The sequence below is a fragment of the Dermacoccus sp. MPR-E5 genome (genome assembly GCF_058809565.1).
Window position 1 is genome coordinate 16,508 of the sequence record NZ_JBXASS010000003.1, and the last position, 20,691, is coordinate 37,198.

Annotated in this window: 20 protein-coding genes and 2 pseudogenes; 13 read left to right on the top strand and 9 right to left on the bottom strand. The window is 66.7% G+C overall.

All coding sequences use genetic code 11. The annotated features are described in order from the left end of the window. Positions 1-110: 110 nt before the first annotated feature. A pseudogene (locus tag AC1RS9_RS02575) lies at positions 111-197 on the top strand (AbiV family abortive infection protein); the annotation flags it as partial. A 161-nt stretch (positions 198-358) separates the two neighbouring features. Further along, positions 359-583 (top strand): hypothetical protein, encoded by a 225-nt coding sequence (locus tag AC1RS9_RS02580; protein ID WP_254653945.1) that lies wholly within the window; start codon positions 359-361, stop codon positions 581-583. A 117-nt stretch (positions 584-700) separates the two neighbouring features. Here the strand turns inward: AC1RS9_RS02580 and AC1RS9_RS02585 are convergent, their stop codons facing one another. The 4 genes from AC1RS9_RS02585 to AC1RS9_RS02600 form a co-directional block, all read right to left on the bottom strand. Then, a complete protein-coding gene (locus AC1RS9_RS02585) occupies positions 701-865 on the bottom strand; it encodes a recombinase family protein (protein WP_006943256.1) in 165 nt (54 codons plus the stop codon). Between the two features lie 9 nt (positions 866-874). Next, on the bottom strand, positions 875-1,720 hold the full coding sequence (locus AC1RS9_RS02590; protein ID WP_139023494.1) for a hypothetical protein: 846 nt from the start codon (positions 1,718-1,720) through the stop codon (positions 875-877). A 368-nt stretch (positions 1,721-2,088) separates the two neighbouring features. Beyond that, positions 2,089-2,547 carry a DUF8453 domain-containing protein gene (locus AC1RS9_RS02595; RefSeq protein WP_040014152.1) on the bottom strand — a complete coding sequence of 153 codons (459 nt, stop codon included), beginning with the start codon at positions 2,545-2,547 and terminating at the stop codon, positions 2,089-2,091. 697 nt (positions 2,548-3,244) lie between these two features. After that, a complete protein-coding gene (locus AC1RS9_RS02600; RefSeq protein ID WP_006944346.1) occupies positions 3,245-4,240 on the bottom strand; it encodes a hypothetical protein in 996 nt (331 codons plus the stop codon). Positions 4,241-5,061: 821 nt separating this feature from the next. On the opposite strand from AC1RS9_RS02600, the gene AC1RS9_RS02605 reads away from it, so the two are divergent. From AC1RS9_RS02605 to AC1RS9_RS02620, 4 genes are all read left to right on the top strand, one after another. Continuing rightward, positions 5,062-6,450: a hemolysin family protein gene (locus tag AC1RS9_RS02605; RefSeq protein ID WP_006944354.1), complete on the top strand. Its 1,389-nt coding sequence runs from the start codon at positions 5,062-5,064 to the stop codon at positions 6,448-6,450. After that, positions 6,447-7,475, top strand: coding sequence for a CNNM domain-containing protein (locus AC1RS9_RS02610; RefSeq protein WP_492920419.1), 1,029 nt, complete (start codon positions 6,447-6,449; stop codon positions 7,473-7,475). The genes AC1RS9_RS02605 and AC1RS9_RS02610 overlap by 4 nt, the downstream gene beginning before the upstream one ends. Further along, positions 7,472-7,999 carry a DJ-1/PfpI family protein gene (locus tag AC1RS9_RS02615; protein ID WP_074045340.1) on the top strand — a complete coding sequence of 176 codons (528 nt, stop codon included), beginning with the start codon at positions 7,472-7,474 and terminating at the stop codon, positions 7,997-7,999. Before AC1RS9_RS02610 ends, AC1RS9_RS02615 begins: the two co-directional genes overlap by 4 nt. A 117-nt stretch (positions 8,000-8,116) precedes the next feature. Further along, on the top strand, positions 8,117-8,560 hold the full coding sequence (locus tag AC1RS9_RS02620) for a nuclear transport factor 2 family protein (protein WP_074045341.1): 444 nt from the start codon (positions 8,117-8,119) through the stop codon (positions 8,558-8,560). Positions 8,561-8,664: 104 nt separating this feature from the next. On the opposite strand, the gene AC1RS9_RS02625 is transcribed toward AC1RS9_RS02620, so the two are convergent. Next, positions 8,665-8,985, bottom strand: a complete 321-nt coding sequence (locus AC1RS9_RS02625; RefSeq protein WP_074045342.1) for an ArsR/SmtB family transcription factor — start codon at positions 8,983-8,985, stop codon at positions 8,665-8,667. 140 nt (positions 8,986-9,125) lie between these two features. On the opposite strand from AC1RS9_RS02625, the gene arsB reads away from it, so the two are divergent. Beyond that, entirely contained in the window at positions 9,126-10,208 is a 1,083-nt protein-coding gene (gene arsB, locus AC1RS9_RS02630) for an ACR3 family arsenite efflux transporter (protein ID WP_144707719.1), read from the top strand. After that, positions 10,195-10,671, top strand: a complete 477-nt coding sequence (locus AC1RS9_RS02635) for an arsenate-mycothiol transferase ArsC (RefSeq protein WP_474915949.1) — start codon at positions 10,195-10,197, stop codon at positions 10,669-10,671. The genes arsB and AC1RS9_RS02635 overlap by 14 nt, the downstream gene beginning before the upstream one ends. A gap of 196 nt (positions 10,672-10,867) precedes the next feature. On the opposite strand, the gene AC1RS9_RS02640 is transcribed toward AC1RS9_RS02635, so the two are convergent. Together AC1RS9_RS02640 and AC1RS9_RS02645 are read right to left on the bottom strand one after the other, a co-directional pair. Continuing rightward, positions 10,868-11,932 carry an alcohol dehydrogenase catalytic domain-containing protein gene (locus AC1RS9_RS02640; RefSeq protein ID WP_449758767.1) on the bottom strand — a complete coding sequence of 355 codons (1,065 nt, stop codon included), beginning with the start codon at positions 11,930-11,932 and terminating at the stop codon, positions 10,868-10,870. Positions 11,933-12,002: 70 nt separating this feature from the next. Then, a complete protein-coding gene (locus AC1RS9_RS02645) occupies positions 12,003-12,572 on the bottom strand; it encodes a YetF domain-containing protein (protein WP_354946053.1) in 570 nt (189 codons plus the stop codon). Between the two features lie 376 nt (positions 12,573-12,948). Here AC1RS9_RS02645 and AC1RS9_RS02650 point away from each other — a divergent pair. Together AC1RS9_RS02650 and AC1RS9_RS02655 are read left to right on the top strand one after the other, a co-directional pair. Next, a pseudogene (locus tag AC1RS9_RS02650) lies at positions 12,949-13,737 on the top strand (S1C family serine protease); the annotation flags it as partial. 171 nt (positions 13,738-13,908) lie between these two features. Beyond that, positions 13,909-14,181: a PDZ domain-containing protein gene (locus AC1RS9_RS02655; protein ID WP_354946057.1), complete on the top strand. Its 273-nt coding sequence runs from the start codon at positions 13,909-13,911 to the stop codon at positions 14,179-14,181. A gap of 128 nt (positions 14,182-14,309) precedes the next feature. Here the strand turns inward: AC1RS9_RS02655 and AC1RS9_RS02660 are convergent, their stop codons facing one another. Together AC1RS9_RS02660 and AC1RS9_RS02665 are read right to left on the bottom strand one after the other, a co-directional pair. Further along, entirely contained in the window at positions 14,310-15,674 is a 1,365-nt protein-coding gene (locus AC1RS9_RS02660) for an FAD-dependent oxidoreductase (protein ID WP_115296247.1), read from the bottom strand. 243 nt (positions 15,675-15,917) lie between these two features. Beyond that, positions 15,918-17,456 (bottom strand): sugar porter family MFS transporter, encoded by a 1,539-nt coding sequence (locus AC1RS9_RS02665; RefSeq protein ID WP_115296248.1) that lies wholly within the window; start codon positions 17,454-17,456, stop codon positions 15,918-15,920. A 179-nt stretch (positions 17,457-17,635) separates the two neighbouring features. Here AC1RS9_RS02665 and AC1RS9_RS02670 point away from each other — a divergent pair, with 179 nt between their 5' ends. From AC1RS9_RS02670 to AC1RS9_RS02680, 3 genes are all read left to right on the top strand, one after another. After that, a complete protein-coding gene (locus AC1RS9_RS02670) occupies positions 17,636-17,923 on the top strand; it encodes an acylphosphatase (protein WP_006944351.1) in 288 nt (95 codons plus the stop codon). A gap of 4 nt (positions 17,924-17,927) precedes the next feature. Then, a complete protein-coding gene (locus AC1RS9_RS02675; RefSeq protein ID WP_492920423.1) occupies positions 17,928-19,061 on the top strand; it encodes a methyltransferase domain-containing protein in 1,134 nt (377 codons plus the stop codon). A 172-nt stretch (positions 19,062-19,233) separates the two neighbouring features. Continuing rightward, positions 19,234-20,658, top strand: coding sequence for a C4-dicarboxylate transporter DctA (locus tag AC1RS9_RS02680; RefSeq protein ID WP_006944345.1), 1,425 nt, complete (start codon positions 19,234-19,236; stop codon positions 20,656-20,658). The last annotated feature ends 33 nt before the right edge of the window (positions 20,659-20,691 follow it).

The window sequence follows — 20,691 nt, forward strand, 5'->3', positions numbered from 1 at the left end:
CGGACACGTTGATCAAGGATCGGCCGGTGACGCGAGATACTCGCTGCATGGGCGAGCCGCAGGTTGAAGAGATCAGTGCGGACTTCGCGCGCCGATGGTGGAAGTCCCTGATGGCGAACGCGGTGGCGCTTGTGGAGGATGCCCACGCCCTGGCGGACCGGGGCAGTGCCGGCCGGGCTCAGGCGCTCCTGGTGCTCGCGATGGAGGAAGTGGCGAAGGCGCGCTGGCTTTACGAGGCTGCCGAGTGGGAGTGGGTGCACCTTTGGGCCTCTACGGGGCGGAACCTCGCGAACCTGGCCTGGTTCGGGTTCCGGACGGCCTACGCACCACCCGCGCACCACATGCAGAAAAGCTGCAGGTGGCGGAGCAGTTTGCGTCAGGTCTGGGTGGATTTTGGGACCCAGAGCGTAGGATCGAGTACTACCAGTTGCCGGACTTGGAGACGTTCCGTGGGTTGGCGCGGCAGCGGAACCTCGACAAGCAGGCTGGCTTCTATGTCGACCGTGCAGCCGACCGGATCTCCTCGCCGCTGGACATACCCGCCGGGGGATCGTGGAGCAGATTCGTCGAGCGGCCAAGGTAGTTCAGATGCATCTGATCCAGGACCATACTCGCCAACAAGACGCCTCCGTTCATGGTCGGATCGACTCAGCGGAGGCTCTCCACTGGACGATCTTTCCCTACTCGGACCCCGAGTTCTTCAGCGCGCGAGGCCCTCGTTCGTGCGCTTTACGAGCCGGCGCCGCTCGAACGCGAGCATGAGGTTGATCTGCGCTTCACCCGAGGCGGTGTGCGGGTCGAGGACGCCGGCGTCGCCGGTCTCGACGCTCACGCCGTGCTGCGCCAACTCGAGGATCGTTCCCATCGCCAGGTCTCAGATCGGCAGAGATGCCAGAAGGTTGCCAGCCTGCTCGGCCATCGCGTGCCCAAGGTCCTCCCCGAACGCTGTGGTCACAAGGAACGGCAGCGTCTGAAGTGCTGTTCGCAGCTTCTTGGAGTCATTCGTCTCGACTGCGTCGTCGGCGAGTTCCAATTGAGAGTTCAGTGCGGCGTCGGCCGAGTGGTCGATCCGCTCGGCGCCCCGAATCTGTTCGAGGAAGGCTGCAACGGCCTCGAGGCCGGCGCCGCCCGCGTTGTTGATCGTGGCAGTGTTGCCGTTGCCGTTTTGTTGGAGATTTCCGTTGCCTTGCTGGGTGTACTGCCGCGCGTCCACGCTTACGTGCCCCCCTCCGTGATGAGCGAAGGCCTCAGGACCCAACTCTGAGTCAAGGGCCTGTCGGCCCAGCGGCGTGATGCTGGCAAACAGCAAATGTCCATCACTTTGCCAACCACCCTTCCCCTCGATGCACTTCCGATCCTGCAACGCGCGCACGGCATCCTGAAGCTCCTCGTCGCTGAACGGTTCGCCGTACAGGGGTTCCGCCTGGAGCGAGTCCGTGGAGCGACTACCCGCCGCCAAGCCCTGCAGGATCGCGCACTGTGCGCTTTCGCGGCGAACGCGCTGGCTCTGTCGGCGCGCTGTACTTCGTCCACGAGCCGTGAGGTTAAAGCCGCCTCGCCCCGCAAGGGTTCGATCGTCGATGATGAGTTTCAGACCGACGAGTTCCTCCCACGCCACTTCCTGTTCGTCCGGATCAAGAACATCCTCAGGAATGATCGGGGCGTGCATTTCGTGGGCGTAGACAAGCGCACGGCTTGCGGCCATCGAGAGCGGAGACATGCGGGACTCCAATCGCGGATCGGCTTGGTTGTGTCAGTAGCCCAGCACAAACTACTGACAACTCGGGTTTCCGGCAGGCTAGCCGCCAAAGACTAGAGCCGTCCATGAGTCCTACTGTCACCTGAGGGCGTTCGCCCATGCTTACTACCACCGCCCGGCACCTCCACCGTGACCCCACCTTCGCCGTGACAGCCTGCCGTCGGACGTGGCCCGACGGAGCAGGGCGCGCCAACGTTCCAAGCGCCCGGGCCGGTGACCAACTTGTCCCACTCGGATCGCCTTGAACCGTAGAGCGCTCCAGGTGGCCCGGATTGCGCTTGGCGCAGGGACAGGGCATGGGTAAGCCCCATCACCATGAAGATGCGCCGTCATTCGAAGCGGATCTGCGCCTCCACGTGGCCTCCGCCGCTAGGATCCTTCCACGTCATTTCGACTTCGGCCACACTGCCTCTCAGGTTCGGACTGCCGATGGACTCAAGGTGCCACCCACATCCCGGCTCGAGCGTCGTGCGCGTCCGTGCGTGCGCATCTGGGGCGATTCCCGGCCCATCGGCTCGAACCAAGACCTCCCTCGCGACCCCTCCTCCGTTATTCGTAACAATGAGGCTGGGATTGCTATTTTGCTCAGGCGCAGCCGCCTCGACGCTCAGATCAGCACGCATCGCCGCTGCCGCTGCGCGATCACGATCGGCAACTTCCTCGGCGCGCCGCTCCCCCTCGATTCGCGCCATCGACGTGTCGGCTTTGGCCGATTGGCGGGCATAGACGACGGCGTAGACCGAGGCCAAGAAGGCCAGAACTGAGATCACCAGCGCAGCGATTTCCATATCGCCCAGCTTTGCATGCGTGCCCAGCCAGTACCTCGTAGATGGAGCGACGTACCGCCGTGATCAGACTGATTCCCCCATGGTCTGCACGCCGCGCCTCGCACGCACCCACTCAAGCACGAACGACGACCAATCGGCATTCGCTCCGACCGGCGCCTCCTCGGTTGCCGGCCGCCGACGTGTAGCCCACATTGAGCACGAAAACGAAGACCGCTGGCCGGCGACCCGCTGTTCCGACTCCACAGACCTGGGCGATGGTCGCCCCGGTCCACAGCCCCCTTAGTTACGCAACGTAACCATGAGATGACGCGACAGTGGCCACATCTGAGCGGGTATGGAAGCCGATACTGCGGCACCTTTGCCGGGGTCAGGTTTGGCGCCGAACAAGTTTCGGACCGCGACTAGACGGGTGCCAAGCCCCTCACCCCGGATGACTTCCGTGCCATCTTTGACCACATCCAGATTCCGCCTGGACCGGACCGCGCACCGCCTGCTTGTGAGCGGGGCGCGAGAATGCCAGAGGACCTCGACCGCTCGATTTTTGAGTTTAACCGGGTCGACAACGTGAGTTTGGAGCCGACTCGACAGACCCTCCCTCGGACCTCTTCGCCGACGTTTCGTGATCCGACCTCGTGACTGAGGCGCCCATCACCAGATGGGTGGACGTGAGAACATCACCTGTTTACGCGAGAAAGGGTCAGCGTCCTAGCCGTTTGTCGAGGTGGGCGAGGTAAACCAGCTCGTGGCTCTTGTACTCGGAGCGTGCTCGGAAAGCTTCGACAACGGCGGTAGCCGCAACCCCACCAGCAGCCGCGCCGAGTGCCGCAGTATCCGGGAGTTTGCCGACAAAGTTTCCGACCGCACTCAAAGTGACGCTGATACTGGCCGGGTTGAGGTGAGTGGTTGCTAGTGTTTTCCCGGTGTCGTAGGCGACGCGGGTCGCGGACAGTGACTTCTTCAGGTCGTTGAGCGCTGGACGAACCTCGTCGTGCCACATGGTATCGACCTCGTGGGGCAGGGACTCATCGAGCGGGGCGGACGCGAGACGTTGCGAGAAGGCTGCGACCACGTTACGGTACTTCGTACGTTCGTCAGTGAGGTCGCTTCGTGCTTCGAGAATGCTGGTCATCGGCGCGTCCGGGAAGGCTGGCAGGTGCTCGATGAGCTGAGTGCCGAGCGTGGCCTTCTTCGCGCTGACGGATATCGCTGCTTCGGCGAAATTCAGGGCGCCATCTTCGCGGAGGCGTGAGGCGGTGACGGCGTCCAGCAGGAGCGCTGAGGCGGGGTCGGATAAGCCAGCAGCGAGGCGGTCGATGAACCATTCGATCTGCTCGTCGGTGTCGCCCTCCAGCGTGAAGTTGTCCCCGATGATGTTGAGAGCACCGGCCTGTTTTGCGGCGTGGAGGGCCTCGGCGTCCTCGGGCGGAAGCGCTCGGTGGGCGTTGCCGCGAATGTCGTCTAGGACGGGCAACCAGTCGGCTTCGAAGGCGTCGCGCAATGAGGCGCCGGGCCTCTGCTTCGAGGCGCGACGCATGATCCGTTTAAAGTTCCCGAGATGCTCTTGGGGTACGCCGAGTCGGTGCAAGGCTGGTGGGTTGAGCTGGGCCATGCGTCGAAGCATGTTGTTCTCGTCGACGTCGCGTAATGCGACGAAGTCCCACAGGATGCTGACCGAAGGGGCGAGGAGGTCCACCTGGTCCGAGTAAAGCAGTGCGCTACGCGCGAGCCGCAGTTCGGTCGATAGGACAACCCTGCTGCTGTCGTCTGGGTCCATCTGGGGTGCAACCGCGATGGTTGTCCGCAGTCCGGCGGGTTTCGGAGTGTGACGTCCCCTGCGGGATGCTCGGCGAGATTGCTTTCCCATGCGTTCTCCTCGGTTGTCGACGTGCGCTGATCGTCCCACTCGAGGACCTTGGCGCGCGGTGTTCCGCCCCGGTTGCGTAGCTGTCCGCGACCTAACCGGCTGTCCGAGCTCAGGCCTGGCCGAGACCAATCAACATCGACATCGTGAGGTTTACGGAATGGCAGTCATTCGCGACAATCGCCTCTCATCTTCTCTCTCACGAATCATCGCCACCCAGCATGGTTGTTCCGCCCTACATGGCAAGGTTTCCTGAGAACCAACACCACACGGCCTGTCGCTTTGCTTCCAGGGTGAACCAAGAGCAGATAGCCAGGACCACGCCGCCCATTTGTTGCATCCAATTTGAACCGCGCCGCCCGGTTACAGGCCGACCGGGTGAAATGACCGCTTCTTGTCCCTGATGAGGGAAACGGCCGGTGCTTCCCGACCGGACGTGGGTCGTCGAGCGGTAGCGGCACCCGGTGCACCGCCGCCCGTACGCGGACTAAAAGAGATGGGGACACAGTACGGGCTACGCTGGGCCGTCACGCGCAGAGCGCGCGAGACGCGCCCAGTGCGGCTGTCGCGAACCCACGATCGGGAATACGGATGAACCCCCTACCACCGCCGCCCTTTTCCAACATGTTCAGCGGACCCGGGGCGGAGCGGCCATGAACGACGCCTTGTCCCTCTTGACCGGTGTCGTCGTCGTTCTTGCGATCACCGCAGTGACGGCGTACTTCGTGGCGCAAGAGTTCGCCTACATGTCCGTGGACCGCTCCAAGCTGACGGCTCGTGCGCAGGCAGGCGATGACACGGCACGCCGCACCCTCGCTATCACCCGCCGCACCTCGTTCCTCCTGTCCGGCGCGCAGCTCGGTATCACCGTGACAGGCCTGCTTGTCGGCTACGTGGCCGAACCACTCATCGGAATGGCGCTGTCGTCCATGCTCGGCGGAGTCGGCATCCCCACCGGCATCGGCCTGACCGTGGGCGGCATTCTCGCAATCACCTTCTCCACGTTCGTGCAGATGCTGTTCGGTGAGCTTTACCCGAAGAACTACGCTATAGCTCGCCCCGAGCAGGTCAGCGGCGCTCTCGCACGGTCGAGCGCCCTGTACTTGAAGGTGTTCGGCCCGGCCATCTGGGTGTTCGACAAGTCCGCTGAGCTGCTGTTGAAGCGTGTCGGCATCGAACCGGTGCACGACGTCGAGCAGGCCGCCACAGCGGATGACCTGCACCACGTTGTCGAGGCGTCGAAGCAGACGGGCGACCTCGCGCCGGAACTGTCAGACATGCTGGATCGCATCATCGACTTTCCCACCCAGAACGTCGATCACGCGATGATCCCCCGCGCTCAGGTCGACTCAGTGCGAACTGAAACAAACATCGCTGAGATGCGCGCTCTCATGGCGAGCGGGCACACGCGCTACCCCGTGATCGACGGCACCGACGACGTCGCCGGTGTCGTGCACCTCGTCGATGTGCTCGCCGCGCAGGATGGCGCTCGGCCGGTCTCGTCGGTGATGCGTCCGGCACTGATCGTTCCTGAGCTGATGGGGTTGTCCACCGCGTTGAGCGAACTCGACCGCGCCAAGCAGCAACTCGCATGTGTCATCGACGAGTTCGGCGGGTTCACCGGCATCATCACCGTCGAAGACCTGGCAGAGGAAGTTGTCGGGGAAATCACCGACGAGCACGACCCGGTCCTACCCGAGTATGCGCCGCTGCCCGATGACGGCCAGTGGGTGATGCAAGGGTCCGTGCACATCGACGAGGTCGAACGTGCTCTTGACGTAGACCTGCCCGAGGGTGAATACGAAACGGTCGCGGGCCTCGTGGTGGGTCGCCTCGGTACGCTCCCGCGCGTCGGTGAGCGTGTCGTCATCGACGTACCCCAGGGCCCGCGTGTACTGGCCGTGGATGAGGACGCCCCGCCATCCCGCCTCGACATCGAAGTTCTTGCTGTGGAACGGCACGTGCCGTCCCTGCTCAGGTTGACCCTGCTCGAACCAGAATCAGCCCCGCACGACACCGAGGAAGAAGGGAGCGACCGATGAATCCCTTCGCCACGACTATCGCGACAATCGTCATCATCGCCCTGTCAGCGTTCTTCGTCGCCGCCGAGTTCTCCCTCATCAACGCGCGCACCCACCGCCTTGAAGACAACCCGTCAGCGTCCGCGCGTGCCGCGCTTCGCAGCTCGGGCGAAATCACGATGCTCCTCGCAGCGTCACAGCTTGGGATCACCGTGTGCACCCTCGCATTGGGTGCCATCACCAAGCCTGCCGTGCACCACGCCCTGATGAGACCCCTGGAGATGGTCGGCCTGGGTGAGACGGCTGCCGACGTCGCCGCGTTCGTCCTCGCGCTCATCATCGTCACGTTCCTGCACCTCGTCATCGGGGAAATGGCGCCCAAGTCATGGGCGATCGCACACCCCGAAAAGTCCGCGATCATGCTGGCGCTGCCGATGCGCGCTTTCATGCGTGTCACACGTCCGATCCTTGCGGCGTTGAACCGTGCCGCGAACTGGCTCGTGCGCCGCTCCGGTGTCGAACCGGTCGATGAAGTCAGCGAATCGCAAGACTCGACGTCATTGCGCCAGCTCGTCGAGCACTCAGCGAGCGTCGGAGCGCTCGACCTCGCCTACCGCACCTCACTGACAAGCGCAATCGACCTTGAACGCCTGACGATCGCAGACCTGCTTGACGGGCGTGGCGCCCCTACGGCGGCTCCCGCCACGGCAACCGTCGGTGATGTTCAGGCTGCCGTGATGCGCAAGGGGCACACGCGCGTGTTGCTGATGGAGCCCGCCGGCGCTGGTTCCGGCGTACGGGGCGTCGTGCACGTGCGAGACACGCTGATGCTCCCCGAGGCGACACCTGCGGACACCGTGGCCCGTCCCGTCCTCGAACTGCCACGCGACACGGCCCTGCATGAAGCGCTTCGGCTGATGCGTGAAGGCAGCCACCAGCTCGCCGTCGTCACCGACAACGGCGCTTTCAGTGGCGTCGTCACCCTGGGCGACATCCTGCCCAAACTGCTGCCCCGCGCAGACGCGGTGACAGACGGCGCCGCGTGACGCTCGCCTCCCCGAGCTATTTGCCTGCTTGGTTCGCTTCGGATGCAAACCTGGAGTCGTCATCGACGCTCCGCGAAGGGCCTGATCCTCACACCGCGCGCGGAGAGGTCAACATTCCTCGGGCCGACGTCGTCATCGAGCCCGGTGGCGACGGTTCGCTCGAGCGTCTGCGAGACGAGAGCCACCGCGGCTGGCTGCAGGAGGCTGCGCAGCGAGGTGCCATCGTCGCGAGTGTTTGCACGGTCGCTCGCCTCCTTGCCGCCGCGGGGTTGCTGCACCAGCGCCCGTTCACGACCTACCACGACACGTTCGCCAGCGTCGCGGCCCTCGACCCCAAGGCCCAACCATGCCCGGGTCAGCGATGGATCGACGACGGGCAGGTCATCACGGACGCAGGCGTCTTCGCCGGCATCGACATGGCCCTGCATCTCGTCGGACGCCCCGCCACCCCTGAGCGCGCACGCGAGGTCCAAGATGGGATCGAGTACCGCCCGGCGCCCCCGACGTGGGCGTCCCGATCATGACCGCGCTGTGCCCCGCCGACACGGGGACGAGCACGTCGCACACCTCGTTGGCGTGGCGCGGACGTGTGATCGAACGCGTAGCATCCATCTGAACGCCAACCATTCCAGGAGACCGCCATGAACGCACCCCGTCCCCCTGTCCCACCCTTCACAGCCGAGACAGCGGCCGCAAAGGTGCAAGCTGCCGAGGACGCGTGGAACACGCGAGACCCCGAACGCGTCGCCGGCGCCTATACGCCGCACACCGTGTGGCGAAACCGCGGCGAGAGCATCGTCGGGCGTGACGCCGTCATCGAGTTCCTCACTCGCAAGTGGGCGCGCGAACACGAATACCGGTTGCGCAAGAACCTGTGGGCGTTCACCGACGACCGCATCGCCGTGCGTTTCCAGTACGAGTGGCATGACGATGACGGTCAGTGGTGGCGTTCCTACGGCAACGAGCTGTGGCACTTCGATGCCGACGGTTACATGAGCCGTCGCGAGGCGAGCATCAACGATGTTGCCATCACCGAGGCCGAACGACGCGTACGGCCCGGACGAGGCGAACTTCCACCCTCCTGAACCCGCGCGCTGGCAGCGGTGCCGGCGTTCGAGTCACACCCGGCGCTGCAAGCGTCGATCAGAGGGGCGCACGCGCGATGGAGGTGACGCCTCCAGCGTTGTCGCTACGACCTCGCGAGCGTCGTCCGGGCCGCCACTCGGGACGACTCGACCCCCAGAAGCTCCCGAACCGGATCCAGCGACCCGGGCACACTGCGGTAGTAGACCCACGTGCCGCGACGTTCTGAGGTGACGAGCCCAGCGTCGCGCAGCTTGCGCAGGTGATGCGAGATCGTCGCCTGCGACAATTCCAGGTCCGGCAGGTCGCAGACACAGATCTCCCCTGGCGCCGCCGCGACGATCGCGTCGAACAGGCGTAGACGCGCCGAATCGCCGAGCGCCTTGAACACGGCAGCAGCGCGCGCAACATCTTCGTCGTTCGCCACGACTTGAGGCGCACCATCCCGCGACGTCGCCTCACCCCGCCGCTCACACCCGTCGATCGTCACTCAACTATTTTGACACATGTCGAATCACGCCTCACGATGGCACCGTATTCACCGATGACGAAAAAAGGCGGCCGACCGTGAACTCCCCTGCATCGCCCCGCGCGAGACTGTCGACGCTCGACCGCTTCCTGCCCGTGTGGATCATCGCCGCCATGGTGGCAGGCCTCCTGTTGGGACGCCTCGTGCCCGGCCTCGACGACGCCTTGTCAGCCGTCGAGATCCAGGGGGTCTCGCTGCCCATCGCCATCGGGTTGCTCATCATGATGTACCCGGTGCTCGCCAAGGTGCGTTACGACAAGCTCGACGCCGTCACGTCCGACCGGCGGCTACTCGGCGCCTCGCTCGCACTCAACTGGATGGTCGGGCCGTTGCTCATGTTCGCCCTCGCGTGGATCTTCCTGCCGGATCTGCCGACCTACCGCACCGGCCTCATCATCGTCGGCCTCGCGCGCTGCATCGCCATGGTCATCATCTGGAATGACCTCGCCTGCGGCGACCGCGACGCGGCTGCTGTGCTCGTCGCGCTCAACGCGCTGTTCCAGATCGTCGCGTTCGCCGCGCTCGGCTGGTTCTACCTCAGCGTCCTGCCCGGCTGGCTCGGCCTCGACCAATCACATCTCGACGTCTCCCCCTGGCACATCGCCGCGTCGGTTCTCGTCTTCCTCGGCCTCCCGCTGCTCGCGGGTTACCTCAGTCGGCGCATCGGCGAGAGGCGTTGGGGCCGTAAGGCGTACGAGTCGCGTTTTCTGCCCCGCATCGGGCCGTGGGCGCTCTACGGCCTGCTGTTCACCATCGTCGTCCTGTTTGCGTTGCAGGGCGCACAGATCACGTCGCACCCCCTCGACGTCGCCCGCATCGCGCTGCCCCTGCTCGCCTACTTCGCGCTCATGTGGGGCGGCGGCTACCTGCTCGGCCGGGCCCTGGGCATGGGCTACGAACGGACGACGACTCTCGCCTTCACCGCTGCTGGCAACAACTTCGAGCTCGCCATCGCCGTCGCCATCGCGACGTTCGGCGTCACCTCCGGCCAGGCACTCGCCGGGGTCGTCGGCCCGCTCATCGAGGTCCCCGTTCTCGTCGCTCTGGTCTACGTCAGCCTGGCCCTGCGCGATCGCTCCCCCCAACCCATGCTCGAGGCCGGTCACGATGCCCAGCACTGACCGTCCCACCTCCTCGCCCGACGGCGCAGCTGACGCGGGTCGTCGACCGCGCGTCCTCTTCGTCTGCGTCAAGAACGCTGGCAAGTCGCAGATGGCGGCCGCGCTCACGCGCCATTTCGCTCGCGAGCGCCTCGATGTCCACTCCGCCGGCACTCAGCCCGGCAGTGCCGTGAACGCGGAGTCAGCGGCCGCTGTCGCCACCCTCGGCGCAACCTTTGACGGCGAACATCCCAAGGCCATCGACCCCGCCGTGCTGCGCACTGCCGACCGCGTCATCATCGTCGGCTCTGCTGCACGGCTCGAACCGATCGACGGCATGCTCGCAACGATCGAGACGTGGCACACCGATGAGCCGTCGACGCGCGGCATCGAGGGCACCGAGCGCATGCAGCTCATCCGCGACGACATCGCCGAGCGCTGTCGCACGCTCGTCGGCGAGATGCTCCACCGAACTCAGGGGTGAACAGAGCTACCTCCCTTGGGCGCAAGATGGCCTTTGTCGATGCCCCGCCCGTTGATGCGTCGCACCTCGCGCCCTCAGGCCCGCCATGACGCTGGGCGACGACGCACAGGACGGACGCCTCTTCATCTGTGTTGTCGTCGTCTGGAGTGGTTACTGCCGACAGCACGCGTACCGCGCTCGCCACGAGCTGGGTGCGTCAGCGACGCGGGTCGATCATCGTCACGCCGGAGAGCGGCGAAGCGTCGAACGTCGGCAGCATCGCCGCGCCGTCGTCGAGGCTGACGGTGCGGGCGATGAGTCGCCCGGGATCTAGTCGGCCGTCGTCCACGAGCGCCAGCATCGCCGGATAGTCGGCGGCGGCCATGCCATGGCTGCCGAACACGTCGAGCTCCCAACCGATGACGCGCGCCATCGGCACGCGCGGATGCCCGCCCACCGGCGGCAACAACCCCACCTGCACGTGCCGCCCACGACGCCGCAGCGCATGAATCGCGTCAGAACACGTCGATTCGCTGCCCACCGCGTCGACGGCGACGTGCGCTCCGCCACCCGTGATCTCGTGGACGCGGGCCGCCACGTCGACAGGCTCGTTGGTCTCAGCGACCCCGGCGCCCCTGGCCAGGACGACGGCGTCCGCGCCCTCGCGCGTCGCGAGCGCCAGCGCGTCGACGTTGCGGTCCACGGCGACGACACGCGCCCCGAGCGACTTCGCGATCATGACGGCGCTGAGTCCGACTCCCCCGGCGCCGACGACGCACACCCATTCACCCGGCTGCACATCAGCACGAGCCGTCAGAGCTCGAAAGGCCGTCGCGAACCGGCACCCGAGGCTCGCGGCGGCCGCGAAGCTCACAGCGTCGGGGATGGCGACGAGGTTCGTGTCCGCGCGTCGCGCGACGACGTATTGCGCGAACGATCCCCAGTGCGTGAACCCCGGCTGATCCTGGGTCGGACAGACCTGCGCGTCACCGGTGCGACACCACTCGCAGGCGCCGCAGCCCTCGACGAACGGCATCGTCACCCGCTGCCCGACCCGCCAGTTCACGACGTCCGAACCGACCTCAGTGATCACCCCGGCGAACTCGTGACCGGGCACGTGCGGCAGCTCGACGTCATCATGACCGGCCCACGCGTGCCAGTCGCTGCGGCACAACCCCGTCGCGCGCACCTCGACGAGGACGGCGTCGTCAGGCAGGGCGGGCACCTCGACCTCCTCGACGCCGACGGCCCCCGCGATCTCTTGCATTACCATTGCGCGCATCGTCATCCCGCCACTGTGGCAGATCGCGAGAACACGTGCTCTACGGAAGCCACCCGATCTCGAGGGGTGTTCAGCGGCCGCCGGTCGTATCGACGTCACCGAACCCCGGCGGCAACCCGGCGATCCCGACCAGCAACTTCGGGTCGATGCTCTCGCCGCGCCGGACGACCGTCAGCGTGCCGCGCGGTTCGAGGACGGCGAGGGCGACGTCGTCGAGGTGCCGCACTCCCCCGGCTCGCAACCGTTCGTGCAACCGCTCGGCGGTGAGGCCGACGTGGCGCAGGGCGTCCGGGCGTGCCCGCCCGTCGATCATGACGGCCCACGCCCGGGCGCGACCCGCGGCGCGGTGGCTGCGCATCGACATCACCGCGTGCAGCCGTCCGAAACCGAACTCCAGGACGAACAGGGTGGCCATCGCGACGAGCGCACCGCACAACGTCGGCGAGTTGCCCAGCATCGCGCGGGCGCACAGCGCCCCGAGGACGGTGAACACGGCGACGGACATCGTCGAACCGGCCGCCAGATACCGTATGCCCCAGAAATGCAGGATCGCGACGAAGACGGCGTACAGCACCACTGTCGCGACCACGACGCCGACGACGCCACTGGCGCTGATGCCGATGTGCGGCCAGATGTTCACACCGCCCCCTTTCGCACCTGTCCCCCGGCGACCAGTGTCTCCTACCCCCTCACACCGTTCCGAGCCGGCCCCGGCGCGCGCAGCTGCACGAGTTCTGCGCATCTGCACGAGGAATCGCGCGCACATTCCTCGTGCAGATGCTCAAGAGTCATGCAACGTCGCGGCCGTGCGATGCGCGCCCTCCACCACCTGCCGCGCGGGCGTCAGCCGACACAGCGACTCCACAGGTCGGCGACAGCGGACCCCACGGTGCGTCACCTTCACTGGGTCTCAACACGTCGACGCACCGCCGTCGCCGTCGCCCTCGCGCCAACACATCGCGACGCCAGGGACGCACACCATCGCAAGCCCGAGCACTCGCCCCAAGGAGCATCCCATGCGCAGCCCCGCCCTCGTCGCCCTCACCGCAGCATGCTCGGCCGCCATCGCCGCCCCCTTGGCAATCGGCGTGCACGACGGTTCCCTCAGCGCGTTCGACGCCGGCTCCGTCACCCGTCAGCTGCGCAGTCAGCTCGACGCCGCCAGCGCTCGCAGCACCACCGATTCGGGCAGCTCATCCACTGACACGGATCAGGGCGGCGCCTCGACGCCGCAAACAGCACCGGACGGCTCGAGCACGTCGCCGTCGAACGGCGGCGCGCAAGCCAGTGGCGCATCATCCAGCGGAACGACGACGCGCGCCACCGCCGCTCAGAGCAAGGGCGTCGTCATGATCGACGTGGCCACCCCGAGCGGTGAGGCTGCGGGCTCGGGCATGGTGCTCACGGCCGATGGCACCGTCCTGACGAACTACCACGTCGTCTCAGGCTCGACGCAGATCCGCGTCACCGTCCCGAACGGCGGGGCACACACGGCGAGCGTCGTCGGGCACGACGAATCCCACGACGTCGCCGTGCTCAAGCTCAGCGGTGCGAAGAACCTCGATACCGTCACTCTGGACACCGACGGGGTCAGGACGGCCGAAGAGGTTCTCGCCGTCGGCCAAGGCGGCGGCGAGGGCGTGCTCTAAGCCGCCTCCGGCATCGTGACGGCGACGGGGCGCTCGATCACCGCCTCCGAGCAGGGGTCGTTGTCGTCCGGTGAGAACCTGACGAACCTCGTGCAGACGAACGCGCCCATCGTCGGCGGCTACTCCGGCGGGCCTTTGTTCGACGCCGCGGGCAAGGTCGTCGGAATCGACACCGCCGCATCCGCGACGAACTCGCTCACCGGCTATCAGCGCAGCAACGCCGAGGGGTACGCCATCCCGATCACGCAGGCCAAGTCGATCGCCGACGACATCCTCGCCGGCCGCAAGACGACGACGAATCACATCGGCGCGAAGGCCGCCCTCGGCGTGGCCGTCGTCCCGAGCTCGTCGTTGCGGGGCGCCAGCGACACCGGCGTCGTCGTGCAGCAGGTGCTGAACGGCTCGGCTGTCGCAAGCACGGGGATGACGGCGGGTGACACGATCACCGCCCTCGACGGCAAGGCCGTCACCTCGACCGACTCCCTCAGCTCGCTCATGGGCACCCGCTACCCGGGCTCGACGATAAAGGTGACGTGGAGCGACACCTCCGGCGCGTCGCACACGGCGTCCGTCACGCTGCAGAAGTCGACCGCGAACTGACGCGTCGCGGGTCTCGAGGTGGCCTTGCGCCATCTCGAGACCCGCGTGCCCGGCAACGGGACGCACGAGAGCAACTCGCCCCCTTGCATCCCGATCCAGCCGGGCCGGGCGCCACCGTCAGCAGCTCGTCAGGACGCAAGATCCTCGGCGTATGCCTGACCGGCGGCGATCATGTCCTCACGGGACACGACCTTGACGCGCTCGCGGCCGGCGCTCTCGCCGAGGGCGATCTCGTGGGCGTCGAGACGCTCCCAGTGATCCCAGAGCGTGATCTCGACACCCGAATCAAGCAGGTGACGTAGCAGCGCGTCCGGGTCGCCGCCACTGGGCGTGGGCAGCGAGTCGAGGTCCTCGAGCAGGCACGCAATGGTCTCCGATGCATCCGACTTCGTGTGCCCGATGAGCCCGACGGGGCCGCGCTTGATCCACCCCGTCACGTACGTCGCCGGCATCACCTCGCCGCTGACGTCCGTCACGCGGCCCGCCTCGTTGGGCACGACGCCCGCGGCGTCGTCGAAGGGCAGGTCGCGCAGCGGCGAACTGTAGTACCCGACGGCGCGGTAGACGGCCTGTACGTCCCAGTCGCGGAACTCGCCCGTGCCGTGCGTCGTCGCGTCGCCGTTGAACTCCTGGTGCTCGGTGCGCAGGCCGACGACGCGGCCGTCCTCGCCGAGGATCTCGACGGGCGCCTCGCACAGGTGCAGGTGGATCTGGTGCGGCGCGCCGCTCGGCTCGTTCTCGAGGTACTTGAGCAGCGTGTTGACGACGAGCTTCGTCGACTTGCTCGCGTTGATCGCGGCCTGGCCGGCCTCGTCGATCTCGAAGCCCTCCTCGTGCACGATGACGTCGATGCTCGGGCTGTGCGACAGCTCGCGGAACTCCATCGGTGAGAACTTCAACTGCGCCGGGCCGCGGCGCGCGAAGACGTGCACCTCCGTCGCCTGGTTCGCCTTCAACCCGTCGTAGACGTTCTGCGGGATCTCGGTCGTCAGCTGCTCGTCGGCGGGCTTGGCGAGCATGCGCGCGACGTCGAGGGCGACGTTGCCGGCGCCGAGGACGGCGACCTTGCGCGCCGTCAGCGGCCATTCGCGCGGCACGTCGGGGTGGCCGTCGTACCAAGAGACGAAGTCTGCGGCGCCGAAGCTACCGTCGAGGTCGATGCCGGGGATGTCCAGCGGTCGGTCGCTCGAGGCGCCCGTGGAGAAGATGACGGCGTCGTAGTGCTCCTGCAGCTGTTCGAGGTCGAGGTCGGTGCCGTAGTCGACGTTGCCGATGAAGCGGATGCGATCTCCCGACAGCACGCGACGCAGCGCCTTGATGATCTCCTTGATGCGCGGGTGGTCGGGCGCCACGCCATAGCGCACGAGGCCGTACGGTGCGGGCAGCCGGTCGAACAGGTCGACGCGCGCGCCCTCGTGCTGCTTCGTCAGGATGTCCGAGGCGTAGATGCCGGCCGGGCCGGCTCCGATTACGGCGACGCGAAGGTCTCGCATGCAATCCCCTTCTGCAGGTGGCACGGCGTCGGCCGTGCGGTGGTGGCGTCGTCGGGCAGGGTGATGTCCGGCAGGCGTCATGAACGAGTTGTTAGCGTAAACATAACCAGACATTACTTGTCGAACGGTTCGTCGACGCTTCTCATGCCATGTTAGGTCTGCCTAACGTCCAGCACCAATCCCCCACGACGCGAACGGCGCTCGCCTCTCGCGAGACGAACGCCGGTCTGCGGCGGGATGCCGTCAGGCGTCGGCGGGCGAGCGCTTGCGCCCACGATGTGGCAGGAACGTGCCGTCCTGCAGGCTCGACTCGATCTCTTCGAGGCTGCGACCCTTCGTCTCAGGAACGAAGAAGTACACCGTCACCCAGGCGATGACGTTGATGACGGCGTAGAAGATCATCGCGCCCGGCAGCGACAGCCAGTCGATGAGCGTGAGGGCGGTCAGCGTGATGAGCAGGTTCGAACCCCACAGCGCGGCCGCGTGCAGCGCCGTCGCCGCCGAACGCACCTTGAGCGGGTACAGCTCCGAACCCATGAGCCACCCGACGACCTGGATGCCGCCGGCCTGGAAGAACATGAAGGACAGGATGAGCGCGAGCGCGACGCCCGCAGGCGGGTCGTCGTTCGTCACCCAGAACGCGATGCCGAACGCGGCGATAGACACTGCGGCTCCGGGCAGCATGACGAGCATGAGACGGCGACGCCCGATGCGGTCGACGACGAACTTACCGAGCGTCGTCATGACGAGATAGACGACGCCGACGCCGACGTTGCCCGCCTGCGCCATGTCGTCGGAGAAGCCGACGTTGTTCTTCAGGATCGTCGGCGTGTAGTAGATCATCATCTCCAAGCCGGTGATCTGCGTGAAGATCGCGACCATGATGCCGGCGAACAGTGCCGGGCGAATCCACTTCTCGCTGAACAGGGTTCGCCACTCCCCCTCACCGGAGGCCTGCTGCTCCTCGCGGTAGGTGCGCTTGATCTCGGCGATCTCCGCGTCGACCGCGCGCGTGCTCGGACGCACCCAGCGCAGCACCCGACGAGCAGGGTTGACGAACCCCTGCTGCACCAGCCAGCGTGGACTCTCCGGCAGCGGCTTCATCCCGATGAGCAGCACGAGCGCCGGAACGACAGCGGCGGCGATCCGGACCCGCCAGCTGATCGCGGAGTCGCGGAAGTAGTTGACGAGGCTCGCGGTGAGGATGCCGACGCCGATCGCGACGTTGAAGAACGTCACGTAGCTGCCGCGCTTCGCGGGCGGTGCGAGCTCGGAGATGTACGTCGGGATCGCCATCGTCGAGCCACCGACGGCGAGGCCGAGGAAGACGCGCGCGAGCGACAGCGTCCACCAGTCGTTCGCGGCGCCGCTGAGCAGCACGCCGATCGCGAACACGGCCGCGATGCCGATGATCGCCTTGCGCCGCCCGACCTTCTTGACGATGACGCTCGTGCCCAGCGCACCGAGCACCGCGCCGAGCAGGATCGATGAGGTGATGATCTCCGTGATGTTGTGCGCCGCCGAGCCGAAGCGCTCCTCGTTGATGTGGAACTCTTCGGTGACGTGCAGCATCGCACCCGAGATCACGCCGGTGTCGTAGCCGTAGAGCAGCCCGCCGAACGCGGCGAGGAACGACACGTGCAGCACATGTCGACGCGCCAGACGCTCCGCTTCAACGGGGCTGACGTCGTCGTCGCGGGCTGCGTCGGGGATGCCGCCGAGGCGACGCTCGGCGTCGGTCAACTCGTTCGGGGCGATCTCGGCACCCGGTGCGTCGAACATCCGCCATCCATTCTCGAGGCCTGCCCAGCGACGCGGCAGGAGGAACCAGGGGTCGAGAGTGAACCTATCCAACGCGCGTTCGGGCTGCGAAACCGGCGGGCGCGGCACCCGCGACCCGGCCACGGCCCCCACCTGCAGCGCTGATGCAGGCCAGCGGGCCGCTGACGTACCGTAGGCGCATGTCAGTCTCGAACCAGTCCCGCGCGGTCGATCTGCGCGTCACCGGCACCGTTCAGGGCGTCAGCTACCGTGCCGCGTGCGCCGAGCAGGCGCGCACGCTGGGGCTCGTCGGCTACGTCGAGAACCTCGATGACGCCGCGGTGCACGTCGTCGCCGAGGGTACGCCGGACGCCGTCGAATCGCTCGTGGACTGGTGTCACGACGGCCCCGACGCGGCGTCCGTCGACGACGTCGAGGTGCGAGACGTCGCCCCCGAGGGTTACGACGACTTCACCGTCCGCCGCTGAGCGCGTGCACTGCCACTATTTCGACGTCGGTGCGTGCCGCTCGTGCACGAACCTGGCCGTGCCGTACGACGAGCAACTCATGCGCAAGCAGACGTCCGTCGAGCACACCCTCGCCGCACGAGTGGCGCCCGAGGCGTGGCTCTCCCCCGCCGCATCGCGCCCGGCCGCGTTTCGCAACAAGGTGAAGCTCGCCGTCGGCGGCCACGTCGACGCTCCGACGCTCGGGCTCGCACTGCCCGGGCGCCCTGCCGTCGACCTGCGCGAGTGCCCCATCCAGGAACGGCCGATCTGGGACGTCGTGCCCGACCTCGCCGGGTTCATCACCTACGCACGTCTCATGCCCTATGACGTCGACGCGCGCACGGGCGAGCTCAAGTTCGTCATCGTCACCACCAACACTGACGGCGAGTTGCTCGTCCGCTTCGTCGTGCGCACCAATGACGGAGTTGACCGACTCAGCGCCGCCCTGCCCGCCCTGACGGACCGCCTGCCGCAGATCGTCGCCGTCTCTGCGAACATCCATCCGGAGCACAAGGCCGTCGTCGAGGGGGATGTCGAGATCGCCCTGACGCCCACGCAGACGCTGCGTGCGGCCGTCGGCGACGTGACGCTGTACCTGCAGCACCGCAGCTTCTTCCAGACGAACACCGATGTCGCCGCGGCGTTGTACCGCCAGGCGCGCGCGTGGGCCGACGACGTCGACGCTCGTCAGGTGCTCGACCTGTACTGCGGCGTCGGCGGCTTCGCCCTCCATCTTGCGGACGGCACCCGCCGCGTCCACGGCGTCGAGATCGAACCGAGCGCCATCGACAGCGCCCGTCGCAGCGCCACCGAAGCCGGGTCGGACGCGACGGTGACGTTCGACGTCGGCGACGCGAGCACCCTCGTCATGCCCGAGCACGACGTTCCGGATCTCGTCGTCGTCAACCCGCCGCGACGCGGCATCGAAGCGCTCGCCGACGCGCTCGAGCGCAGCTGCGTCGCGCACGTCATCTACTCGAGCTGCAACCCGACGAGCCTCGCCGCCGATCTCGCCGCGATGCCGAGCTTCGACGTGTGGGCCGCGCGACTGTTCGACATGTTTCCGCACACCAACCACGCCGAGGTCGCGGCGCTCCTGTCACGCCGGCCCGCGTGAGTTGAGTCACGGCCCGAACTCGTAGTCGACCGGAGCCCGAGAGCGCCCCCGCCCGCAGACGGCATCGATTTCGTCACAAAATCCGGTGTGGGGCACCCCACCTCATAGGTTGTCTGATCTTCACCCTAGGGTGAACGGCGTCACAGTTCAGCCGCAAGATCGGAAGCCATCCGTGTCGGATCAGTACGACCACGACGTATCGTCGTCGCCCACGCCACCACCGCGCAGTTCCGCCGAGGGCGCGCCGCCGGAGGTCTCCACGGCCGCGACATCCCCCAAGAAGGATCGCAGCCACTACCTCTACATCGGCGTCATCGTCGCCGTCATCGCCGGCATCGTCTTCGGTCTCGTCGCGCCGGATGCGGCGAAGGCCTGGAAGCCGCTCGGTGAGATGTTCGTCAGCCTCATCAAGATGATGATCACGCCGGTCATCTTCTGCACGATCGTGCTGGGCATCGGCTCCGTCCGCAAGGCCGCGACGGTCGGGCGCGCAGGAGGCATGGCGCTCGCCTACTTCCTCACCATGTCGACGTTCGCGCTTGCGATCGGTCTCGTCGTCGGCAACATCATCCAGCCGGGCCACGGGCTGACGGTCAAGCACGGATCGGCCGACAAGTACGTCAAGACGGCCGAGAAGTCGGGCGGGTTCATCGACTTCCTCAAGAGCATCATCCCCGACACGTTCTTCTCCGCGTTCACCTCCGGCAGCGTCCTGCAGGTGCTGTTCATCGCACTGCTCGTCGGCTTCGCCATCCAGCGCATCGGCGACTCCGCCGAACCCGCGCTGCGTGCGATCGCCACGATGCAGAAGATCGTGTTCCGCGTGCTGTCGATGGTGCTGTGGCTCGCCCCGATCGGCGCGTTCGGTGCGATGGCGGCCGTCGTCGGTGAATCCGGCGCCAAGGCCGTCGGTGAGATGGCGAAACTGATGGCGGGCTTCTACGTCACGTGCGCGCTGTTCATCTTCGTCATTCTCGGCGCGCTGCTGTGGGTCGTCGCGCGCGTCAACATCTGGAAGCTGTTCAAGTACCTCGGCCGCGAGTTCCTCCTCATCCTCGCGACATCGTCGTCGGAGTCGGCGCTGCCGAACCTCATGGCAAAGATGGAGCACGCCGGCATCAACCGCTCCACCGTCGGCATCGTCGTGCCGACGGGGTACTCGTTCAACCTCGACGGCACCGCGATCTACCTGACGATGAGTTCGCTCTTCATCGCCGACGCGATGAACATGCCCATGTCGATCGGGGAACAGATCGGCCTGCTCGTCTTCATGATCGTCGCCTCCAAGGGTGCGGCCGGCGTCACCGGCGCCGGTCTCGCCACCCTCGCCGGCGGCCTCAGCAGCCACAAGCCCGAGCTCGTCGACGGCGTCGGCCTCATCGTCGGCATCGACCGCTTCATGTCAGAGGCCCGCGCACTGACGAACTTCGCGGGCAACTCGGTCGCGACCGTCCTGATCGGCACGTGGACGAAGACCATCGACCGCGAGCGCCTCGGTGACGTGCTCGGCGGGCGCGACCCGTTCGACTACTCCTCGATGGAGGACGATCCGCACTCCTCCGGCGTGCGCGGCGCGTCGCCCGTCGCGCAGCACTGACGGTTTCGAGCGTCACGACGCATGACGAGCGGG